Source organism: Schaalia georgiae DSM 6843, from assembly GCF_000429245.1.
Classification (GTDB): Bacteria; Actinomycetota; Actinomycetes; order Actinomycetales; family Actinomycetaceae; genus Pauljensenia; species Pauljensenia georgiae.
This window is the reverse complement of record NZ_AUBM01000010.1, coordinates 151,101-168,780: the sequence shown is the minus strand read 5'-3', so window position 1 is coordinate 168,780 and position 17,680 is coordinate 151,101. Positions and strand designations below refer to the sequence as shown.

Annotated in this window: 7 protein-coding genes; all 7 read left to right on the top strand. The window is 70.0% G+C overall.

The genetic code is table 11. The features are described 5' to 3' along the window. Window positions 1-35: 35 nt before the first annotated feature. The 7 genes from eccCa to G447_RS0106160 all read left to right on the top strand — a co-directional run bounded on the left by eccCa (window position 36) and on the right by G447_RS0106160 (window position 17,673). Window positions 36-4,307: a type VII secretion protein EccCa gene (eccCa, locus tag G447_RS0106190; protein WP_026430430.1), complete on the top strand. Its 4,272-nt coding sequence runs from the start codon at window positions 36-38 to the stop codon at window positions 4,305-4,307. 63 nt (window positions 4,308-4,370) lie between these two features. Beyond that, window positions 4,371-4,913, top strand: a complete 543-nt coding sequence (locus G447_RS0106185; RefSeq protein WP_243441548.1) for a hypothetical protein — start codon at window positions 4,371-4,373, stop codon at window positions 4,911-4,913. Window positions 4,914-5,411: 498 nt separating this feature from the next. Further along, a complete protein-coding gene (locus G447_RS0106180; RefSeq protein WP_051226262.1) occupies window positions 5,412-11,351 on the top strand; it encodes an Ig-like domain-containing protein in 5,940 nt (1,979 codons plus the stop codon). Between the two features lie 54 nt (window positions 11,352-11,405). Then, window positions 11,406-12,371 (top strand): AAA family ATPase, encoded by a 966-nt coding sequence (locus tag G447_RS0106175; protein ID WP_026430428.1) that lies wholly within the window; start codon window positions 11,406-11,408, stop codon window positions 12,369-12,371. Window positions 12,372-12,377: 6 nt separating this feature from the next. Continuing rightward, on the top strand, window positions 12,378-13,553 hold the full coding sequence (locus tag G447_RS0106170) for a DUF58 domain-containing protein (protein ID WP_005869330.1): 1,176 nt from the start codon (window positions 12,378-12,380) through the stop codon (window positions 13,551-13,553). Next, window positions 13,550-16,147 (top strand): transglutaminase TgpA family protein, encoded by a 2,598-nt coding sequence (locus tag G447_RS0106165; protein WP_026430427.1) that lies wholly within the window; start codon window positions 13,550-13,552, stop codon window positions 16,145-16,147. The genes G447_RS0106170 and G447_RS0106165 overlap by 4 nt, the downstream gene beginning before the upstream one ends. Continuing rightward, the gene (locus G447_RS0106160) at window positions 16,144-17,673 is read left to right on the top strand and encodes a serine/threonine-protein kinase (RefSeq protein ID WP_026430426.1); all 1,530 of its coding nucleotides are present in this window, start codon (window positions 16,144-16,146) and stop codon (window positions 17,671-17,673) included. Before G447_RS0106165 ends, G447_RS0106160 begins: the two co-directional genes overlap by 4 nt. The last annotated feature ends 7 nt before the right edge of the window (window positions 17,674-17,680 follow it).

Below are 17,680 nucleotides of genomic sequence, written 5' to 3'. Positions count from 1 at the left end.
TAATCAACCGGTAAAAAAGGGCATTCGGAGGAGACATGGCCAGACTGGCGAGGAAGAAGAAAGAGCCCGAGCCGGTGGAGGAGAACATCCCCACACGGCCGCAGGGCGAGCTCGCCCTCGAGCCCCCTCCCGACCGGGAGGAGCCGCCCAACGCCTCCAACCTGCTCACCTCCGTCGTCCCCATGCTCGGATCCGTCGGCATGATGGCCTTCATGGCCCTCTCCCAGTCGAACAACCCCCGGATGCTCTTCATGGCGGGGGCGATGGTCTTCGCCATGGTCGCCATGGTCGGCACGCAGATGTACCGCCAGGTGAGCGCCTACCGCACCAAGGTCGCCGACATGCGCGGCGAGTACCTGGCCTACCTGGCAGACACGCGCCGCCTCGTGCGCGACCTGGCCAAGCAGCACTACCAGTACCTGCAGTACACCCTGCCCGAGCCCGACTCCCTGGTCCTGCTGGCCGAGTCGGGCGCCCGCGTGTGGGAGCGGCGCACCAAGAACGTCGGGCTGCTCAACGTCCGCCTCGGGCTGGCCCAGCAGAAGCTCTCGAAGACCCTCAAGGCCCCCGAGCTCGGCGTCCTGGCGAACCCGGACGTCGTCTGCCAGTCCGCCGTCGCGCGTTTCGTCGACGTCCAGTCCAACCTGGGGCTGGCGCCCTTCGCGACCTACCTCGACCAGTTCCTCACCGTCGAGCTGTGCGGCCCCCGCGCCCTCACCGAGGCTCAACTGCGCGCCATGATCGCCCACCTGGCCGTCATGGTCCCCCCCGCGGACCTGCGTATCGCGGTCCTAGCGGGCGAGGAGACCATCGGCATGTGGGACTGGGTGAAGTGGTTGCCCCACTGCCGTTCGGAGGACGTCGAGGACGCCGTCGGCCCGGCCCGGATGGTCTCCACCAGCGCTGAGGAGCTCGACGAGCTCATGGGCCCCGGCGTCGAGACCCGCGGCGAGTTCCGCCAGGAGAGCGCCGGCCACGGGCCGCGCCCCCACATCCTGCTGGTCGTCGACGGCGCCGAGTACCCGTCGAACTGGATCCCCATGTCCGAGAAGGGGATGGAGAGCCTCACCCGGGTCGTCATCAGGACGACGTGGGAGGACCTGGAGGATCCGTCCACCCTGCGGCTCATCCTGCGCCGGGGCAAGGGCGACAAGGTCGTCGACGGCAAGCGCACCGCCGAGGTGATGCCGCTGGGGCAGGTGGTGCAGCAGGACGTCACCCCCGTCATGTACCGCCCGGACCAGATGGGCATCGCCGAGGCGACCGCTGTCGCCCGCCGCCTCACCCGTTTCACCGAGGGGATGGCCCAGGCGATCACGAACAAGTCGGAGAAGAAGGCGTCCTCGGACCTCATGGACCTGCTGGGCCTGGGGGACGTGCGCCTCTTCGACCCCGACAAGCGCTGGCGCCACCGCAAGGGCCGCGAGTACCTGCGCGTCCCCTTCGGCCTCACCGAGTCCGGGAACCCCATCATCATCGACATCAAGGAGTCCGCGAAGAACGGCATGGGCCCCCACGGGATGCTCATCGGCGCCACCGGCTCGGGCAAATCGGAGGTGCTGCGCACCATGGTCCTGGCCATGGCCCTCACCCACGACCCCATCCAGCTCAACTTCGTCCTCGTCGACTTCAAGGGCGGCGCGACCTTCGCGGGCATGGACACCCTGCCCCACGTCTCCGCCATGATCTCCAACCTGGAGGAGGAGTCCTTCCTGGTCGCCCGCATGGAGGAGGCCCTCCAGGGCGAGATGAGCAGGCGCCAGGAGCTGCTGCGCGCCGCCGGCAACTTCGCCAAGGTCGAGGAGTACGAGAACGCCCGCCGCGCCGGCAAGCACGACGGCCCGCCCCTGCCCGCCCTCTTCGTCATCATCGACGAGTTCTCAGAGCTGCTGGTCGCCCACGCGGACTTCATCAAGGTCTTCGAGGCCATCGGCCGCCTGGGCCGTTCGCTGTCCGTCCACCTGCTCTTCGCCTCGCAGCGCATCGACACGAAGGCCGGCGACCTCATGTCGCACATCTCGTACCGGATCGGCCTGAAGACCTTCTCCGCGGCCGAGTCCCGTTCCATCATCGGCTCCGACGCCGCCTTCAAACTGCCGCCGCTGCCCGGTTCCGGGTACCTGCTGGCGGGCGGCGAGGAGATGGTCCGCTTCCGCGCCTCGTACGTGGCCGCGCCCCCGCGCGACGCCGTGAAGGCCGTGGACGCCGAGGCGCCCGAGGACGAGCAGGAGCGCCACATCCTCCCCTTCTCCGTCGACCGGGTCGACACCGACGACGCGGTCGTCATCGAGAGGGTCGCCCTGCCCGCCCCCCACCACGCCCAGCAGGCCAGCCAAGGCGGGCAGATGGCCTCGCCCGCGCCGGGCACGGCACCGGCGCCCGGCGCCGCGCCCGTCCCGCAGGCCGAGGAGGCCGCGCCCGACTTCTCCCAGTACGCCGATATGAGCCAGCTCGACATCGCCGTCGAGCGCATGGAGGGGCACGGGCTGGCGGCGCACAAGATCTGGCTGGAGCCCCTGGACACGCCCCCCACCTTGGACATGCTCTTCGGGGACCTCGCCGAGGACCCCCGCCTCGGACTCATCTCCCCCTCGTGGCGGGGCAAGGGCCCGCTGCGCATCCCGATGGGCACCGTCGACTTGCCGCGGCAGCAGAAGCAGGAGCCGCTCGAGTACGACTTCTCCGGCGCCAAGGGCCACGGCATCGTGGTCGGCAGCCCCATGACCGGCAAGTCCACGGCGCTGCGGAGCCTCGTCATGTCCCTGGCCCTCACCGCCTCCCCGCTGGAGGTGCAGTTCTACGTCCTCGACTTCGGCGGCACCTTCTCCTCCATGCGCAACCTGCCGCACATCGCGGGCATCGCGGCGCGCGGTGACAACGAGCGCGCCACCCGAATGCTGGCCGAGATCGAAGCGATCCTGGCCGACCGCGAGGCGTACTTCCGCAAGAACGGCATCGACACGATGAGCGACTACCGCCGCATGCGCGCCGCCGGCGAGGCGGACGACGGCTACGGCGACGTGTTCCTCATCCTGGACGGGTGGGCCACCTTCAAGGAGGAGTACGACGGCGAGGACAGGCGCGTGGGCCGCATGATGGAGCGCGCGCTGAACTTCGGTGTCCACCTGGTCGTCGCCGCCGGCCGCTGGCTGGACCTGCGCATGGACATCCAGCCCCTGTTCGGGACGAAGATCGAATTGCGCGTCGACGACGAGTCCGCCTCGATCATCGACCGCCAGGCCAAGAAGAACGTGCCCGTCGACCGCCCCGGCCGCGGCCTGGACATGGACGCCCATCAGATGCTGCTGACCCTGCCGCGCATCGACGGGGAGCGCGACCCCGGCACCCTCAGCGAGGGCGTTCGCAAGTCGATCACCACGATCAAAGCGGCCGCGAGGGGCATGCACGCCCCCCGGCTGCGGCTGCTGCCCGAGAGGGTCGGGGTGCGCGAACTGCTGGCGGCCATCCCCGAGCTCAGCCGCCCGATGGCCGAGCTGGAGGCCGAGTACGCCCGCGTCCTCGCCGAGGAGGCGGCAGCCGCGCGGGCGGCGGCCCCCGAAGGGGAGGTCGTCGAGGAGGCGCCCCTGGAGAAGCCCGCGGTCCCGCTGCACGACAAGTGCCTGGTGCTGGGCGTCGAGGAGCGGCGCCTCGGCCCGCTGGTCTTCGACCCCCTCAAGGACCAGCACATCTTCGCCGTCGGCGACGGCGAATCGGGGCGGAGCGCGTTCATCCGCCTGATGGCGCACGAGATCATGCGGACCAACACGCCCGAAACGGCGAAACTGGTGATCGTCGACCCCCGGCGCTCCCTGCTGGGCGAGATCCCCGAGGAGTTCCTGCTGGCGTACCTGTCCCTCAACGACGACATCGAGGGGGAGCTCCGCGCGATCGCGGGCGCGATCACGAAGAAGCGCGCCCCGGGCAAGGACGTGACCGTCGCCCAGCTGCGCGAGCGCTCGTGGTGGTCCGGCCCCGAGGTCTGGGTGCTCGTCGACGACGCGGAGATGCTGTCCAGCGGCATGAGCAATATGCTGCAGCCCCTCGACCCGCTGCTCGCCCAGGCCAGGGACGTCGGCCTGCACATGGTGCTGGCCCGCCGCACGGGCAGTGGCATCATGAGCGACAGGTTCGTCACCAAGCTCCGCGAGCTGGGCGGGACAGGGCTGATCCTGTCGGGCAGCCCCGACGACGGGGCGGTCATCGGGCGCGTGAAGGCCGTGCAGTCGCGGCCGGGGCGCGCGCAGGTCGTCGCGCGCAACTCCGGCCTCTTCCGAGCGCAGATAGCATGGCAGCCGCAGTCGGAGTAATACCGGAAAGGATGCGGAGTCTGTAGAATCCTCAGTGGAACCGATCAACGAAAGGGTGGCAAGATGGGGACTCACGTGAAGCGGATGGGGGGCGCGCTCGCGGCCGTCGCGGCGGCCTGCGCCCTGGCGGCGTGCGCGCAGCTCGGCGGGGGCGTCTCCTCCGGCAAGCCCCTCGACCAGCTCGAGAACCTCGGCGCCGGGACGAAGGCGGACTACCAGAGCCGCATGGACCAGGCGTCGGAGGCGGACAAGCAGAAGATCCTCACCGAGGCGAACCAGGTCAATGCCGTGGTCGGCGCCGAACTGGTCCTCGACGACCCCTCGGCGAAAGGCGCGAAGTTCCAGCTCAAGGACGATAAGACGGTCGTCATGGACCAGAGCATCGCCCCCCTGATGTCCAACGCCACGAACTGGCGGGTCGGGGACCGCTCCATCGACCTGTGTACCGACGCCAGCTGCGAGTACTACTCCTCGTGGACGGTCGCCCCGAAGACGGGGTCCGGGGGCGGCTCCCTCAGCGGCTACACGCTGACGCTGCTCATCGAGAACGAGGCGGAGGCCGCCAACGTGAAGAACGTGACCCGGGAGTTCACCCTGGGCAAGTGAGGGACGTGCGGGCGGCGGGGCGGCTCGCGCCGCCGCCCCTGCGCCCGGGCCCGGCTCCCGATCCTCTTCATTCCTCCTCCTGCCTCTTCCTCGTTCCGCGTGCCCAAGGGGTCCGGGCCCCGCGCGCTGCGCCCCGGGATCCCGCATGGTGAGACAATTCATTATATGATTGCTTTCACTCCCGTTGTGGCTGGTGGTCGGGGCGAAAGTCCGTCTCGGGGGCGCGCTCGCTCCGGCATGATGGGCAGTGGTCGGATTCGTCGAATGGCAGCGGGACCCTGTGTTAATTAGTGTGTACCCCGGCCCGGAACGCTTACCTGGCAACTCTCTATGGAGTAACGACTCGTGCGACACTAGGGAGACGGGCCTGAAATCCGACCAGCGGCACGTGATGAAAGGTGGGGATGCGCTGTGAGAGGCATAAAGCGCCGGATGCCTGCGCTGTTTGTCATCACTATGGTGCTGTTTGTATCAGTTCTTGGCCTTTTGTATAAGGGCATGGAGGTGACCCACGTCGACGTGGACGACGGCGGCATCTGGGTCATCGACAAATCCAAACAGATGGTCGGCCATCTCAACTACGACGCGCGCATCCTCGACGGCGCCCTGCGGACGGACTCCGCGAACTTCGACATCGGGCAGGCCGGTGAGACGGTCACCATGACGGACCAGGCGACCTCGACGATCGCCCCGATCAACGTCACCGCCGTGGCGCTCGGCTCCGCGACCCCGCTCCCCTCGGGGGCGGTCGCCACGCAGGGCGGGGACACCCTCGGTGTCTACAATCCCGCCGAGGGGACGTTCTGGGTGACCAGTGCGAAGGGCCCGACCGCTGCGGACCTGGGGGACGGGGCCGCGCTCGATAGTGGCGAGGGCGCTGGCGCCTCGACGGTCGCCGTCGATGGCACCGCGTTCTCCCTCAGTGCCTCGGACGGCACTCTGGTCACTGTCGCACCAAAAGGAACCGTCCAGTCGGTTAGTAAGTCCCGGATCAAGGGGATCGACCCCGCAGCGACGCTGGCGATGACAGCAGTCGGCAATCGTCCAGTCGCATTCGATACCACGGGCAATATTCTGTACTTGCCGAATGGTCAGGCGTACAGGCTCACCGACTACGGCATAGCGCCCGGCGCTGTGCTCCAACAGCCCGGCGCCGATGCGGACTCCGTCTACCTGGCCACTCCCACGGGCCTCGTCGGAGTGCCCCTCAAAGGCGGGGAGCCCTCCGTCATCGACACGGGCGCCAGCGGGAGCCCCGCCGCTCCCGTGTGGCACATGGGCTGCGCCTACGGCGCCTGGTCCGGCAGCGGCGCCTACCTGCGCTCGTGCGCCGATCCCAGCAAGGACACCAACGACGTCGTCGACACCCTCAAATCCGCGCGCGAAGTCGTCTTCCGCACCAACCGCTCCGCCATCGTCCTCAACGACGTGGCCCTCGGATCCGTGTGGCTGCCCGACGAGAACATGGTCATCGTCGACAACTGGGACGAAGTGGAGCAGCAGCTCGCCGAGTCCGAGGAGGAGGAGGAGACCACCGACCTCATCGACGAAGTCGCCGACCCCGAGCGCAAGGAGCAGAACACCCCGCCCGACGCCGAGGACGACGAGTTCGGCGTCCGTCCCGGGCGCTCCACCCTGCTGACCGTCCTGGACAACGACTCCGACTCGGACGGCGACGTGCTCACCGCGCGCGCGACCTCGACCCCCGGCTTCGGGACGGTCGTCTCCTCGCGGGGAGGGCGCGCCCTCCAGATCACCGACGTCGCCGACTCGCAGACGGGGTCGACCAGTTTCACCTACGAGGCGTCCGACGGGCAGGACACCGACTCCGCCACCGTCCGCGTCTCCGTCCACCCGTGGAGCGAGAACGCCGCGCCCACGCAGAGAGTCGTCCCCACTGTCAAGATCGGGCAGGGCGCGCAGATCCAGTACAACGTCCTGGGCGACTGGCGCGACCCCGACGGCGACCAGTTCTTCCTCCAGGACGCCCAGGCCCCCGAGGGCCTCTCCGTCCAATTCGCTGAGGACGGGACCCTGCAGATCCGCGAACTCGGCGCGGGGGCGGGCCAGAAGACCGTGGGCCTCACCGTCTCCGACGGGCGCGCCCAGGCCACGGGGACACTCAAGGTCGACGTGCAGGAGCCCGGCAACCAGCCCCCGTCGGCCAACGCCGACTTCTACGTGGCGCGCGAGGGCGAGACCCTCACCCTGGACCCGCTGGCCAACGACACGGACCCCAACGGCGACCCCCTGCGGCTCGCCGGGATCTCTGCCCCCTCCTCGGTCACCGCCCTGCCCGACCTGGAGGTCGGGACCATCGACTTCACGGCGACCGCCCACGGAACCTACCAGTTCAGCTACACGGTCACCGACGGCGTCGATCAGAAGATCGGCATCATCCGCGTCGACGTCATCCCCGCGGACGAGTCCTCCGGCCCCATCGCCGAGGACGACCTGGCGGTCCTGCCCGCGGGCGGATCGGTGCTGGTGGCGCCACTGGGCAACGACACCGACCCCTCCGGCGGCGTCCTAGTGGTCCAGTCCGTCGATGTCCCTGTCAACTCCGGGCTCGAAGTGGCTCTGCTGGACCGCCACCTGCTGCGCGTCAGCGCGCCGGCGGGGATCGACGAGTCCGTGTCCTTCACCTACACGGTCTCCAACGGCTACGGTTCGGCCACGGCCCGGGTGCTCGTCATCCCCGGCTCCGAGACGAACTCCTCCCTGCCGCCCGTCCTACAGCCTGACAACGTCAAGGTGCGCGTCGGCGACGTCGGCACCGCCTCAGTCCTCGACAACGACCGCTCGCCCGGGGGGCTCAGCCTCTCCGTGGAGCCCACCCTGAACTACGAGGCGAACCCCTCGGTCGGCACCCCCTTCGTCACCGGGAACGAGGTCCGCATCGAGGCGGGCAACACCCCGGGCACGCTGTCCGTCGTCTACTCGGTCATCGACTCCTCCGGGAACACCGCCGCCTCGACGGTCACCTTCGAAGTGGTCCCCGACTCCGAGGCCAACAACCCGCCCAGGCCCAAGGCCCTCACGGCGTGGGCGGCCAGCAACCAGACGACGCGCATCCCCGTGCCGTTGGCCGGGGTCGACCCCGACGGCGACTCCGTGTGGCTGGTCGGCACCGATCAGCAGCCCACCAAGGGCACGGCGGTGGTGCACGACTCCTGGTTGGAGTACACGCCCGCCCAGGGCACCTCGGGCACCGACGTCTTCACCTACGTGGTCGAGGACCGCCGGGGCGCGCGCGGCACCGCGCGGGTCCGCGTCGGCATCGCGCCCCCCGCCTCCCTCAACCAGAACCCCGCTGCCGTGCCCGACACCGTCCTGGTGCGCCCCGGCCGCCAGGTGTCCGTCAACGTCCTGGCCAACGACGTGGATCCCGACGGGGACCCCCTCAGCCTGGACGCGGACGGCCTGACGGCGTCCGACCCCAGGCTGGCGCCCACCGCCTCCGGCGACTTCGTGACGATCACGACGCCCGAGGCCGAGGGCACCTACCTGGTGTCCTACGTTGTTTCCGACGGGCGCGGCGGCAGCTCCCGCGGGCAGCTGACCGCCTACGTCTCCGCGAACGCGCCCCTGAAAGCGCCCATCGCCCGCGACGACGCCCTCTCCTTCGACAAATTGCCCTCCGACGGCTCGGCCGCGCGCGTGCGGGTCACTGAGAACGATGAGGACCCCGACGGCAGCGTGTCCGATCTGGTGGTCACCACCTCCGACCCGGGCGTCGTCGTCGAGGGCCAGGATCTGCTCATCACCCCGCAGGCGAGCAGGCGACTGGTCGTCTACACGGTGACGGACTCCGACTCCCTGTCCAACTCCGCGGTCGTCTCGGTCCCCGGACTGGACTCCACGCCGCCGACGGTCAGATCCGACAGCATGCCCATCGAGATCAAGGCGGGCGAGAGCCGGACCCTGGCCCTGGCGGACTACACCACTGTGCGCCCCGGGCGCTCGGCTCGCCTGTTGGAGGGCGGGGCCATCGCCTCCTCCAACGGCATCGACCAGGCTGCGGCCAACGGGGAGGGCTCGGTGGACGTCCATGCGCGCGAGGGCTTCTCGGGCAGCGCCACGGTCTCCCTCGACGTCTCCGACGGGCCCTCCGGCGACTCGGGGGCGCTGAGTTCGAGGCTGTCCCTGACCTTCATCGTCCGCCCCTCGTCGAACCAGCAGCCCACGCTGACGCCCACGCCAGTCCGGGTCGGTGCGGGGGAGGAACCCGTCACGCAGAACCTGGCGCTCGCGGTCACCGACCCCGACGGCGCCAACCCCCGGGACTTCACATACGCCCTTGTCTCGAAGCCGGACAGCGTCTCCGCCTCCGTTTCCGGGACCGTGCTGACGGTGTCCGCCCCCGCGGGGACGGCAACCGGTTCGGCGGGCTCGATCGTGGTGAGCGTCGATGACGGCTCCGGCCCCGTCCAAGCGTCCGTCCCCGTCGAGGTCGTCTCCACGACGAAGCCGAAGATGCAGGTCAGTGCCATCACCCGCACTGTTGAGGCCGGCGAGTCGGTCACCGTGGACGTGGCGTCCGCGAACGTCATCGGCGCCATCGGCCCCGTCCAGGTGGTCAACCCCGGTCCCGGAATCGCCGCTGGGAGCAGGGCCTCCGTGACATGGAGCGGGACTTCCGTCACCATCACGCCCGATCCGGACCAGGCCGAGTTCACCTACCAGTACAGCATCACGGACTCGCCCGGGGACGCCAGCCGCACGGTCGCGAACACCATTACCGTCAAGGTCAACCGGTCCAAGCCCTCTCCGCCCGTCAGTGTCCGTGCGGAGAACCGGGGCGGCGCCCAGGGGGTCGGGGCCGCCGGCCTCTACATCACGAACGGCAACTTGTACGGGGCCGTCGTCCTGGGCTACCGGGCGACCGACGTGAACACGAGGACGGTCTACGACTGCGGGCCGGAAATGCCCTGCCTCGTCTCCCCGCTCGATCCGGGGATCCACTCCTTCACGGTCGTCGTGAGGACCAACAAGGGCGACTCGGATCCTTCGGCCCCGTCGAAGCCGCTCAACTTCGGGTCCGATCTGTCCAGCGTGACAGGCCTCCAGCTGGACGCGCGCAGCGGGAGCCTCACCGCGAGGTGGCAGGCCCCCGAACGGCAGGGCAGCGGCATCGCGAACTACGAGGTGACCTTGACGGGCCCCAACGGCGGCACGCAGGTGGTCCCCGCCTCCCAGCTCTCCTACACCAAGAGCGGACTGACCGCTGGTGTGTCCTACACGGTCTCAGTCATCGCGATCGACAGGGACGGCAGGCGCTCCACGCCGACCACTGGGACGGCCACCCCCTCCGGTCCCCCAGACGCGCCCCATGACCTGAAAGCGATGGTGGTAGGGGCAGCCGGCAACGGCGCAACCCGCTTCAACGTGACCTGGAAGTTGGGAGCCCACCACTCCTCCGGTTGGGCGAAGGGCACAGTGTCCGTCGATTCCCAGTTGTACCCGGTCAGCGCCGGGGCGACGCAGAAGGAGGTGTCGGTGCCCTCTGGCAGCTCTGCCACCATCACGGTCACCGTGGTCAATGCGGACGGGTACTCGAGTGCGGCGTCGATCAGCGTGTCCACCCTGGTCAAGAACCCGCTGCCCCCGACGACGCCCGTCCTCAAGCCCACCGGCAACGCCGGTGAACTGCAAGTCGTGGGCCTGGCCAAGGTCCCCGGCAACGGGTATGAGGAGAGGCAGCTCACCCTGCGCTACGGGCGTTCCGAAGCCGCGTGCGCGTACGGCGACGAGGTGGCGGACCGGGATGTCATTGCGGTGGGCGCCTCCAACGCGCCGGTCACCCTGTTCTTCTGCCAGACCGCCACCGCAATCGACGCGACCAAGGTCGTCTCTCCCGCCACAACGGCCACAGGGACTCCCAAGGCCGACAAGGTGCCGAAGTTCAAGGTCGAGGTCGAGGCCGATGGGACGAGCATCAAAGCGTCGTGGAACATCCCCGGAGGCGCCGACATCGTCAAGGCGCACGCTTCGATCAAGGAGGGGGGCGCTGCGCCCCAGTACGGCTCGCCGCCCCCCACCTCGGCCGTCTTCTCCGGCCTCGCCCCGCTGAACAAGTACACAGTCGTCGTCACGCTGACGAACTCCTCGGGTGCGGAGCGCACCGTCGAGGAGGAAGTGTGGACTGAGGAGGACCCCCAGTACATCGACGAGACCTGGGAAGGACGGGCGGACTGCTGGGGCACGGAGTGCGGGACGTTCAGGATCTCCGCGACCAGGGCGAACCAGTTCTCCCAGAACGCGACGCTCACGTGCTACGTGTACACCTACCAGGACCTCAAGCACAAGCGCCGCAAGGTGCGGCTCGACGCCAAGGGGAACTGGACGGTGACGGGCCTGCCCACTTCGGCGACCTCAGCGGGCGCTTTCGCGGGCATGGACCGGCATGTGACCAGTTGCTGGGTGGAGGATGACTGAGGGCTCCACAGCACCTATACTTTGTTGGTAATTATTCCTCGAGGAAGGATATGAATGACGCTCTCGACCGAACAGGCGGGTGAATTCGCACAGGTCTTCAAAAGCCTCGTCGACGCCATCTCCAGCGCCGTCCTGGACAAGCAGCAGGTCGTGCGCCTGGCGCTCACCTCCCTGTTCTCGGGCGGGCACCTGCTGCTCGAGGACGCGCCCGGAACCGGGAAGACCGCCCTGGCCAGGGCGCTGTCCGCCGTCATCGACGGCTCCCACTCCCGCATCCAGTTCACCCCCGATCTGCTGCCCTCCGACATCACTGGCGTCAACATCTACGACCAATCGAACGGCCGGTGGGTCTTCCGGGCCGGCCCCATCTTCGCTTCCATCGTCCTCGCGGACGAGATCAACCGCGCCTCGCCGAAAACCCAGTCCGCCCTCCTGGAGGTCATGGAAGAGGGCCAGGTCACCGTTGACGGCGTCTCCCGCCCCGCTCCCACGCCCTTCATGGTGATCGCCACCCAGAACCCCGTGGAACAGGCCGGCACCTACCCGCTGCCCGAGGCCCAGCTCGACCGCTTCCTCATGAAGGCCTCCGTCGGGTACCCCTCCCGCACCGCGATGGTCGAAGTCCTGGCAGGTTCCGCCGCCCCCGACCGCTCCCGATTGCTGCGCCCCGTCGTGGGCGGCAAGGACATCGACCACTGGTCGCGCGTCGTCGCAGGCAACTTCGCCGACACCGCCGTCCTCGACTACGTCGCGGCGCTGGCCGAGGCCACCCGCGAGGACGAGTCGGCGCTGCTGGGCGTGTCCACCCGCGGCGCCATCGGCATGGTCCGCTGCGCTCGCGTATGGGCCGCCGCCCAAGGGCGCACCTTCGTGCTGCCCGACGATATCAAGGCCCTCGCTGTGCCCGTCTGGGGCCACCGCATCGTCGTCGACCCCGACGCCGCGTTCTCCGGGGCGACCGCCCAGGGGATCATCACGCGCGCGCTCACCGGCGTCTCCGCGCCCGCGCTCGGGAGCTGAGAGCCGGTGAGGGGAGTCGTCCGCGCACTCGGCCGGGGGCTGTCCATCGTGACGCCCACCGGCTGGGCGCTGCTCACCCTGGTCGCCCTGTCCGTCGTGGTCGGCCTCACCCTCCAGTGGTCCGAGGCGGCCACCATCACAGCTGCCAGCCTGATCGTCATCGTCATCGCCGCAGTGCGCGTAGCGTGGCGCCCCCCGCACATCGTCGCCATCGACATCACCAACAAGCACATCGTCGCCGGTCAGAGCACCGTCGGCCAGCTCACCGTCATCAACGGAAGCGCCCGCTCCGCGCGCACCGGCATCATCGAACTCCCCATCGGCACCGGCCTGGGGGAGTTCGTGGTCCCCCCGCTGCGCGCCCGGGGCAAATGGGAAGACATCTTCCTGGTCGGCTCCAAACGGCGGGGCGTCATCGAGGTGGGCCCCGCGCGCTCCGTGCGCACCGACCCCCTCGGCCTCGTCCGCCGCGTCCGGGAATGGGGGGAGCCGGTCGTTCTGCACGTCCACCCCCGGACCGTGCGCGTCCCCTTCGACGCCACCGGCTTCCAAGTCGATATCGAAGGGGTCGTCACCGCGAAACTGTCCAGTTCCGACGTGTCCTTCCACGCGCTGCGGGACTACGAGCCCGGCGACGACCAGCGCTCCGTCCACTGGGCGTCCAGCGCGCGCCTGGGCAAACTCATCGTCCGCCAGTACGAGGAGACCCACCGTTCCCACCACCTCGTCATCCTCGACAACACGGAGGGCTCCTGGGAGCAGGACCCCTTCGAGACAGCGGTCTCCGCTGTCGCGTCCCTGGGGCTGGCCAACCTGCGCGAATCCCGGACGGTGTCCCTGGCGACCGCCTCCGAGTGGGTCCCCACCACCTCGGCCATGCGGATGCTCGACGCCCTCGCCGAGCTGGGAACCGCGCCCAGGGGGGACTTCCTGCGCCGCGTGCGCGAAGTCATCGACGACCGCCCCGGCGCCTCCGCGGTCACCGTCGTCGTGCCCGCCTCCACCACTGACGAACAGGCCGCGCGCCTGTCCCGCCTGACGCCTGTGGACGTCCCCGCCTCGATCGTCCGGATCGACCCCTCCGCCGCCCGGGGCAGGAGCGCCGTGGGCGGCGGCATCCTGCTCGACTGCCCCACTCTCAAGGACCTGCCCAGGCTGATCATCGCCGGAGGCTTGACGTGAGCGAATCCATCGAGAACACGCGGAAACGCATGCACCGCGTTGTCGCCGACGAGGACGTCCCCCCGCCCCCCGTCCCCGGCGAGAACGTCGCCTGGGCGGCCAGCGCGGTGCCCTCGGGGCGCTACGGCAACGCCAGGACCACGCGCGCGCGCCTGCGCAGCTTCACCGAGAGACTGCGGCGGCCCAGTCCCTCCCTGCCGGGGTGGTCGGTCCTCGTCCTTGCGGTGCTGGCCGCCGGCCCGACCCTGGCCTTCGAGCCCGTCTTCGGCAATGGCCAGGGACTCCTCGCCGCGGGCGCGGGGGCGGCCGCGGGCCTGGCGATCGGAACAGCCGCCAGCCGGTGGCGCTGGGACCTGCTCAGCACGCTCGCCGCAGTGGCGGCGGTCTACCTGCTGCTGGGCGGCTACGCCGCGCTGCCCCAGACGCTGGCCAACGGGTTCGTGCCCACCGGACAGACCCTCCAAGTCCTGGTCCTGGGCGTGTGGCGCAGCTGGAAGGACCTGCTCACCCTGACGCCCCCGATCTCCACCTACTCCGGTCCCGCTGTGGTGCCGTGGATCACAGGACTGCTCGCGGGCACCCTCTCCTCCCTCATCACCATCCGCCTCGGACGACCGGTCGCTGGGACCATGCCCATGGGGATCATGGGCCTCGTCGCCATTTTCTTCGGTCCCAGCGGTCAGGAACAGCCCGCATGGGCGGTCGCCGCGTGGTGGGCGGTCCTCGTGGGCTGGTGGGCGTGGGCCGCCCAGCGCCAGCGCCTCCGCCTCGGACAGGACGTCCTGGCGGGCCGCGCCGACTCGGCCCCCGCGCCCGCGGCAAGGGGAGCGGGCGGGCGGATGCGCTCCACCGTCTACGCGGGGCGCCGCGTCGCTGGAGCGCTCACCATAGTCGCCGCGGGCATCGCCGTCGCCGTTCCGGTCACGATCGCGCTGTCGCCCCTGCCCGGGCGCGTCGTCGGGCGCGACCTGGTCGACCCGCCCCTCGACGTGCGCACGTACCCGTCGCCGCTGTCCGCCTTCCGCCACTACTCCACCGACCTCAAGGACGACGCCCTCATCACCGTCTCCGACCTGCCCGACGGGCAGCGCGTGCGGATCGCGGCGATGGACGTCTACGACGGGACCACTTTCGGCATGTCCGTCGCCGGCGAGTCCGCCTCAGAGGGCTACATCCCCGTCGGCACCGCCATCCCCGGGAGGCTGGGAACCGCCTCCGCGTCCATCAGCGTCACCACCGACAAGCTCCGCGGCCCGTGGGTCCCCGTCCTCGGACGGCCCGAGAACATCGTCTTCACCGGCGATGCCGCAGACGCGCGCCGCGAGGGCCTCCACTTCGACCAATGGGCGAACACGGCGCTCACCACCAGCCCCTCGCCGCAGATGGCCTACACCGTCGAAACGTCCTTCGTCGACGCCGCGACGGACGGCGAGCTGGAGAACCTGCCTGCCGCGTCCTTCACCAACTCGGATAAGAACCTCCCCCAGGGGCTCGAAGCCCTGACCGCCAAGGCCACCGAGAACGCGGACGGCCCCCTGGCGACCGCGCGCGCCATCGAGCACTACCTCTCCGACACCGGCTTCTACCTCCAGGAGAACAGCGTCCAATCCAGGCCGGGTGTGCGCACCGACCGCCTCGAGCGCATGCTCAAAGCCCCCGAACTCATCGGGGACGACGAGCAGTACGCGGCGCTCATGGCCCTCATGCTCCACTCCAAGGGCATCAACGCCCGCGTCGTCATGGGCGCCTACCCGGCCGAGGGGGAGGACGGCCATAACCGGGGCGGCGCAGTGAAACTGCTCGGAGCCGACCTGCACGTGTGGGTGGAGGTCGAGTTCAAGGACGGCATGTGGGGGGTCTTCGACCCGACGCCCCCCCGCGACAGGACCCCGCAGACCCAGGTCCCCAAGCCCAAGACGGTCCCGCGCCCGCAAGTGCTCCAGCCGCCCGACCCCCCCAAGCCCCCCGTCGAGCTGCCCCCCAACGTCCGCGACCAGAACGCCGACGCCAACAAACCCGACGGCGCTTCGCTGCCGTGGGGCCTCATCCTGGGCGGCACAGGCCTGTTCCTGCTGCTCGTCGGCCCCGTGATCGGCGTGATCGTGTACAAGGCCCTGCGCAGGCGCAGGCGCAGGCGGGCAGAGCCAGCCGCCGCCCTGCTGGGATCCTGGGACGAGGTCGTGGACCTGGCTGCCGACGCCGGGATCTGGGTCGAGGCCGGACAGACGCGCCAGGAAGCGGCATGGTCGCTGTCACGGCAGTGGTCGGGCGACCAGGACATCGTCGAGCCCAACGCCTTCGACCTGGTGGACGCCCCCTCCGGCCCCAACGCGGCCGTCATCGCCGGGTGGACGCCCTTCGAGCAGGAAGTGCCCACCGCCGTCGCCATCGCCCGCCGCGCGGACATCGCGAACTTCGCGCACAATGGCGCGACCCGCGAGCACGTCAACGCCGCCTGGAAGGACTTCGCCTCCCTGCGCGCCCAAGTGCGCCGCACGGTGGGCCCGATCCAGCGCGCGCGCCGCGCCCTCTCACTGCGCTCGGTGCGCCGCAACGCCGCCGAGGCCCGTCGGCGCAGGAAGGAACGGGGATGAGCACCGCGGGCATGGCAGTGCCGGGCCCCGCCATCCCCGGGTTCCGCTTCGTGCGCCCCCTGGGCATGGGCGGCTTCGCCGATGTCTACCTGTACCACCAGGCGCTGCCCTCGCGCGATGTCGCCATCAAGATCGTGCGCGCCCTGGGCGACGCGCGGGGGACCGAGGAACTCCACCGCGAGGCCGATGCGATGACCCTGCTGGCGGGGCACCCCGCCGTCGTCGAGTTGCACGGGGTCGGCACCACATCGGATGGGCGGGCCTACCTGGTCATGGAGTACTGCCCCGTCGCCGACGTCCTGTCCCAGGTGCGCGCCAAGCCCATGGCGCTGGACCGCGCCCTCGACTTCATGATCCAGATCTGCGGCGGCGTCGAGGTCTTCCACCGCCAGGGCTACGTCCACCGCGACATCAAGCCCTCCAACATCATGCTCGACGCCTACGGCCAGCCCGTCCTGGCCGACTTCGGCGTCGCCTCCCCCAAAGGGGAGCTGGAAGCGGGCGCGTTCGACGGGTTCTCCGTCCTGTGGGCGCCCCCCGAGCAGCAGGACGCCTCCAACCCCGCCACCCCCCAGCAGGACGTGTGGGCGCTGGCCTCCACCACATGGACCCTTGTCACAGGGCGCAGCCCCTTCGAGGACCCCATCGGCGACAACTCCGCCGCCAGCATCGCCATGCGCGTCCAGCGCGGGCGCATCCGCTCCCTCGGCCGGGCGGACGCGCCGCCGGAGCTCGAGGACGTCCTGCGCGCAGCGCTGAACACGGACCCGGACAAGCGCACGCCCTCCGCCCAAGCGTTCGGCAAGGGCCTCCAGAGCGTGCAGAGGGCCATGGGCCTGCCCGTGACCAAGATGGAGGTCAAGGAGTCGAAGACGAACGCGGTCTTCGGCCTGACCAGCGACGCCATCGACGCGAAGACCCGCCTGCGCGGCGCGGTGCGCATCGACCCCGAGGGCACCCGGATACGGGCGCTGAAGTACGACTTCGGCGACCAGGTCCCTGCCGCCCCCGTCGCCGACTCCTGGGAGGTCGAGCACACCGGCGGGGCCGAGGCCGCCCCCGAGTCGGCCAAGAAGCAGGAGGCGCCAGAGCGCTCCAAGCGCACGCCCTTCGCGACCATCCTCATCCTCTTCCTGGTCGGCGCGCTGGTGACCGCGGGCCTGATCACCGCGATCCTCACCCAGCAGGGGAGCGTCAACCGCATCCCCGGCACCGAGACGCCCAGCACCGGCAGTGAGACCGCCGACCCCGTCGGCCAGCCGCCCCCGGTCGTCTCCGACCTGGTCGGCGAGTACGCCGACGGGACGATCACATGGACGTGGAGCGCGCCGGAGAACACCTCGTCGGCGACCGTCGAGTACTCCTACTCGGCCACGGGGCCGGGCGGTGACAAGAACGGCACCACGGCGGACACGACCGTAACCCTTCCCGCTGCGAGTGGCAGGAACTGCGTGGATATCGCTACCGTAGCAGTCGTCACCAGGCGCGCGTCCGATCCCAAACACGCGTGCGTCGACGTGCCATGAGCAGTGC

What these genes read in the sequence shown, in the direction of transcription:
- eccCa (WP_026430430.1), top strand. Translation starts at nt 36, where the DNA reads ATGGCCAGACTGGCGAGGAAGAAGAAAGAGCCCGAGCCGGTGGAGGAG.
- G447_RS0106185 (WP_243441548.1), top strand. Translation starts at nt 4,371, where the DNA reads ATGGGGACTCACGTGAAGCGGATGGGGGGCGCGCTCGCGGCCGTCGCG.
- G447_RS0106180 (WP_051226262.1), top strand. Translation starts at nt 5,412, where the DNA reads ATGGAGGTGACCCACGTCGACGTGGACGACGGCGGCATCTGGGTCATC.
- G447_RS0106175 (WP_026430428.1), top strand. Translation starts at nt 11,406, where the DNA reads ATGACGCTCTCGACCGAACAGGCGGGTGAATTCGCACAGGTCTTCAAA.
- G447_RS0106160 (WP_026430426.1), top strand. Translation starts at nt 16,144, where the DNA reads ATGAGCACCGCGGGCATGGCAGTGCCGGGCCCCGCCATCCCCGGGTTC.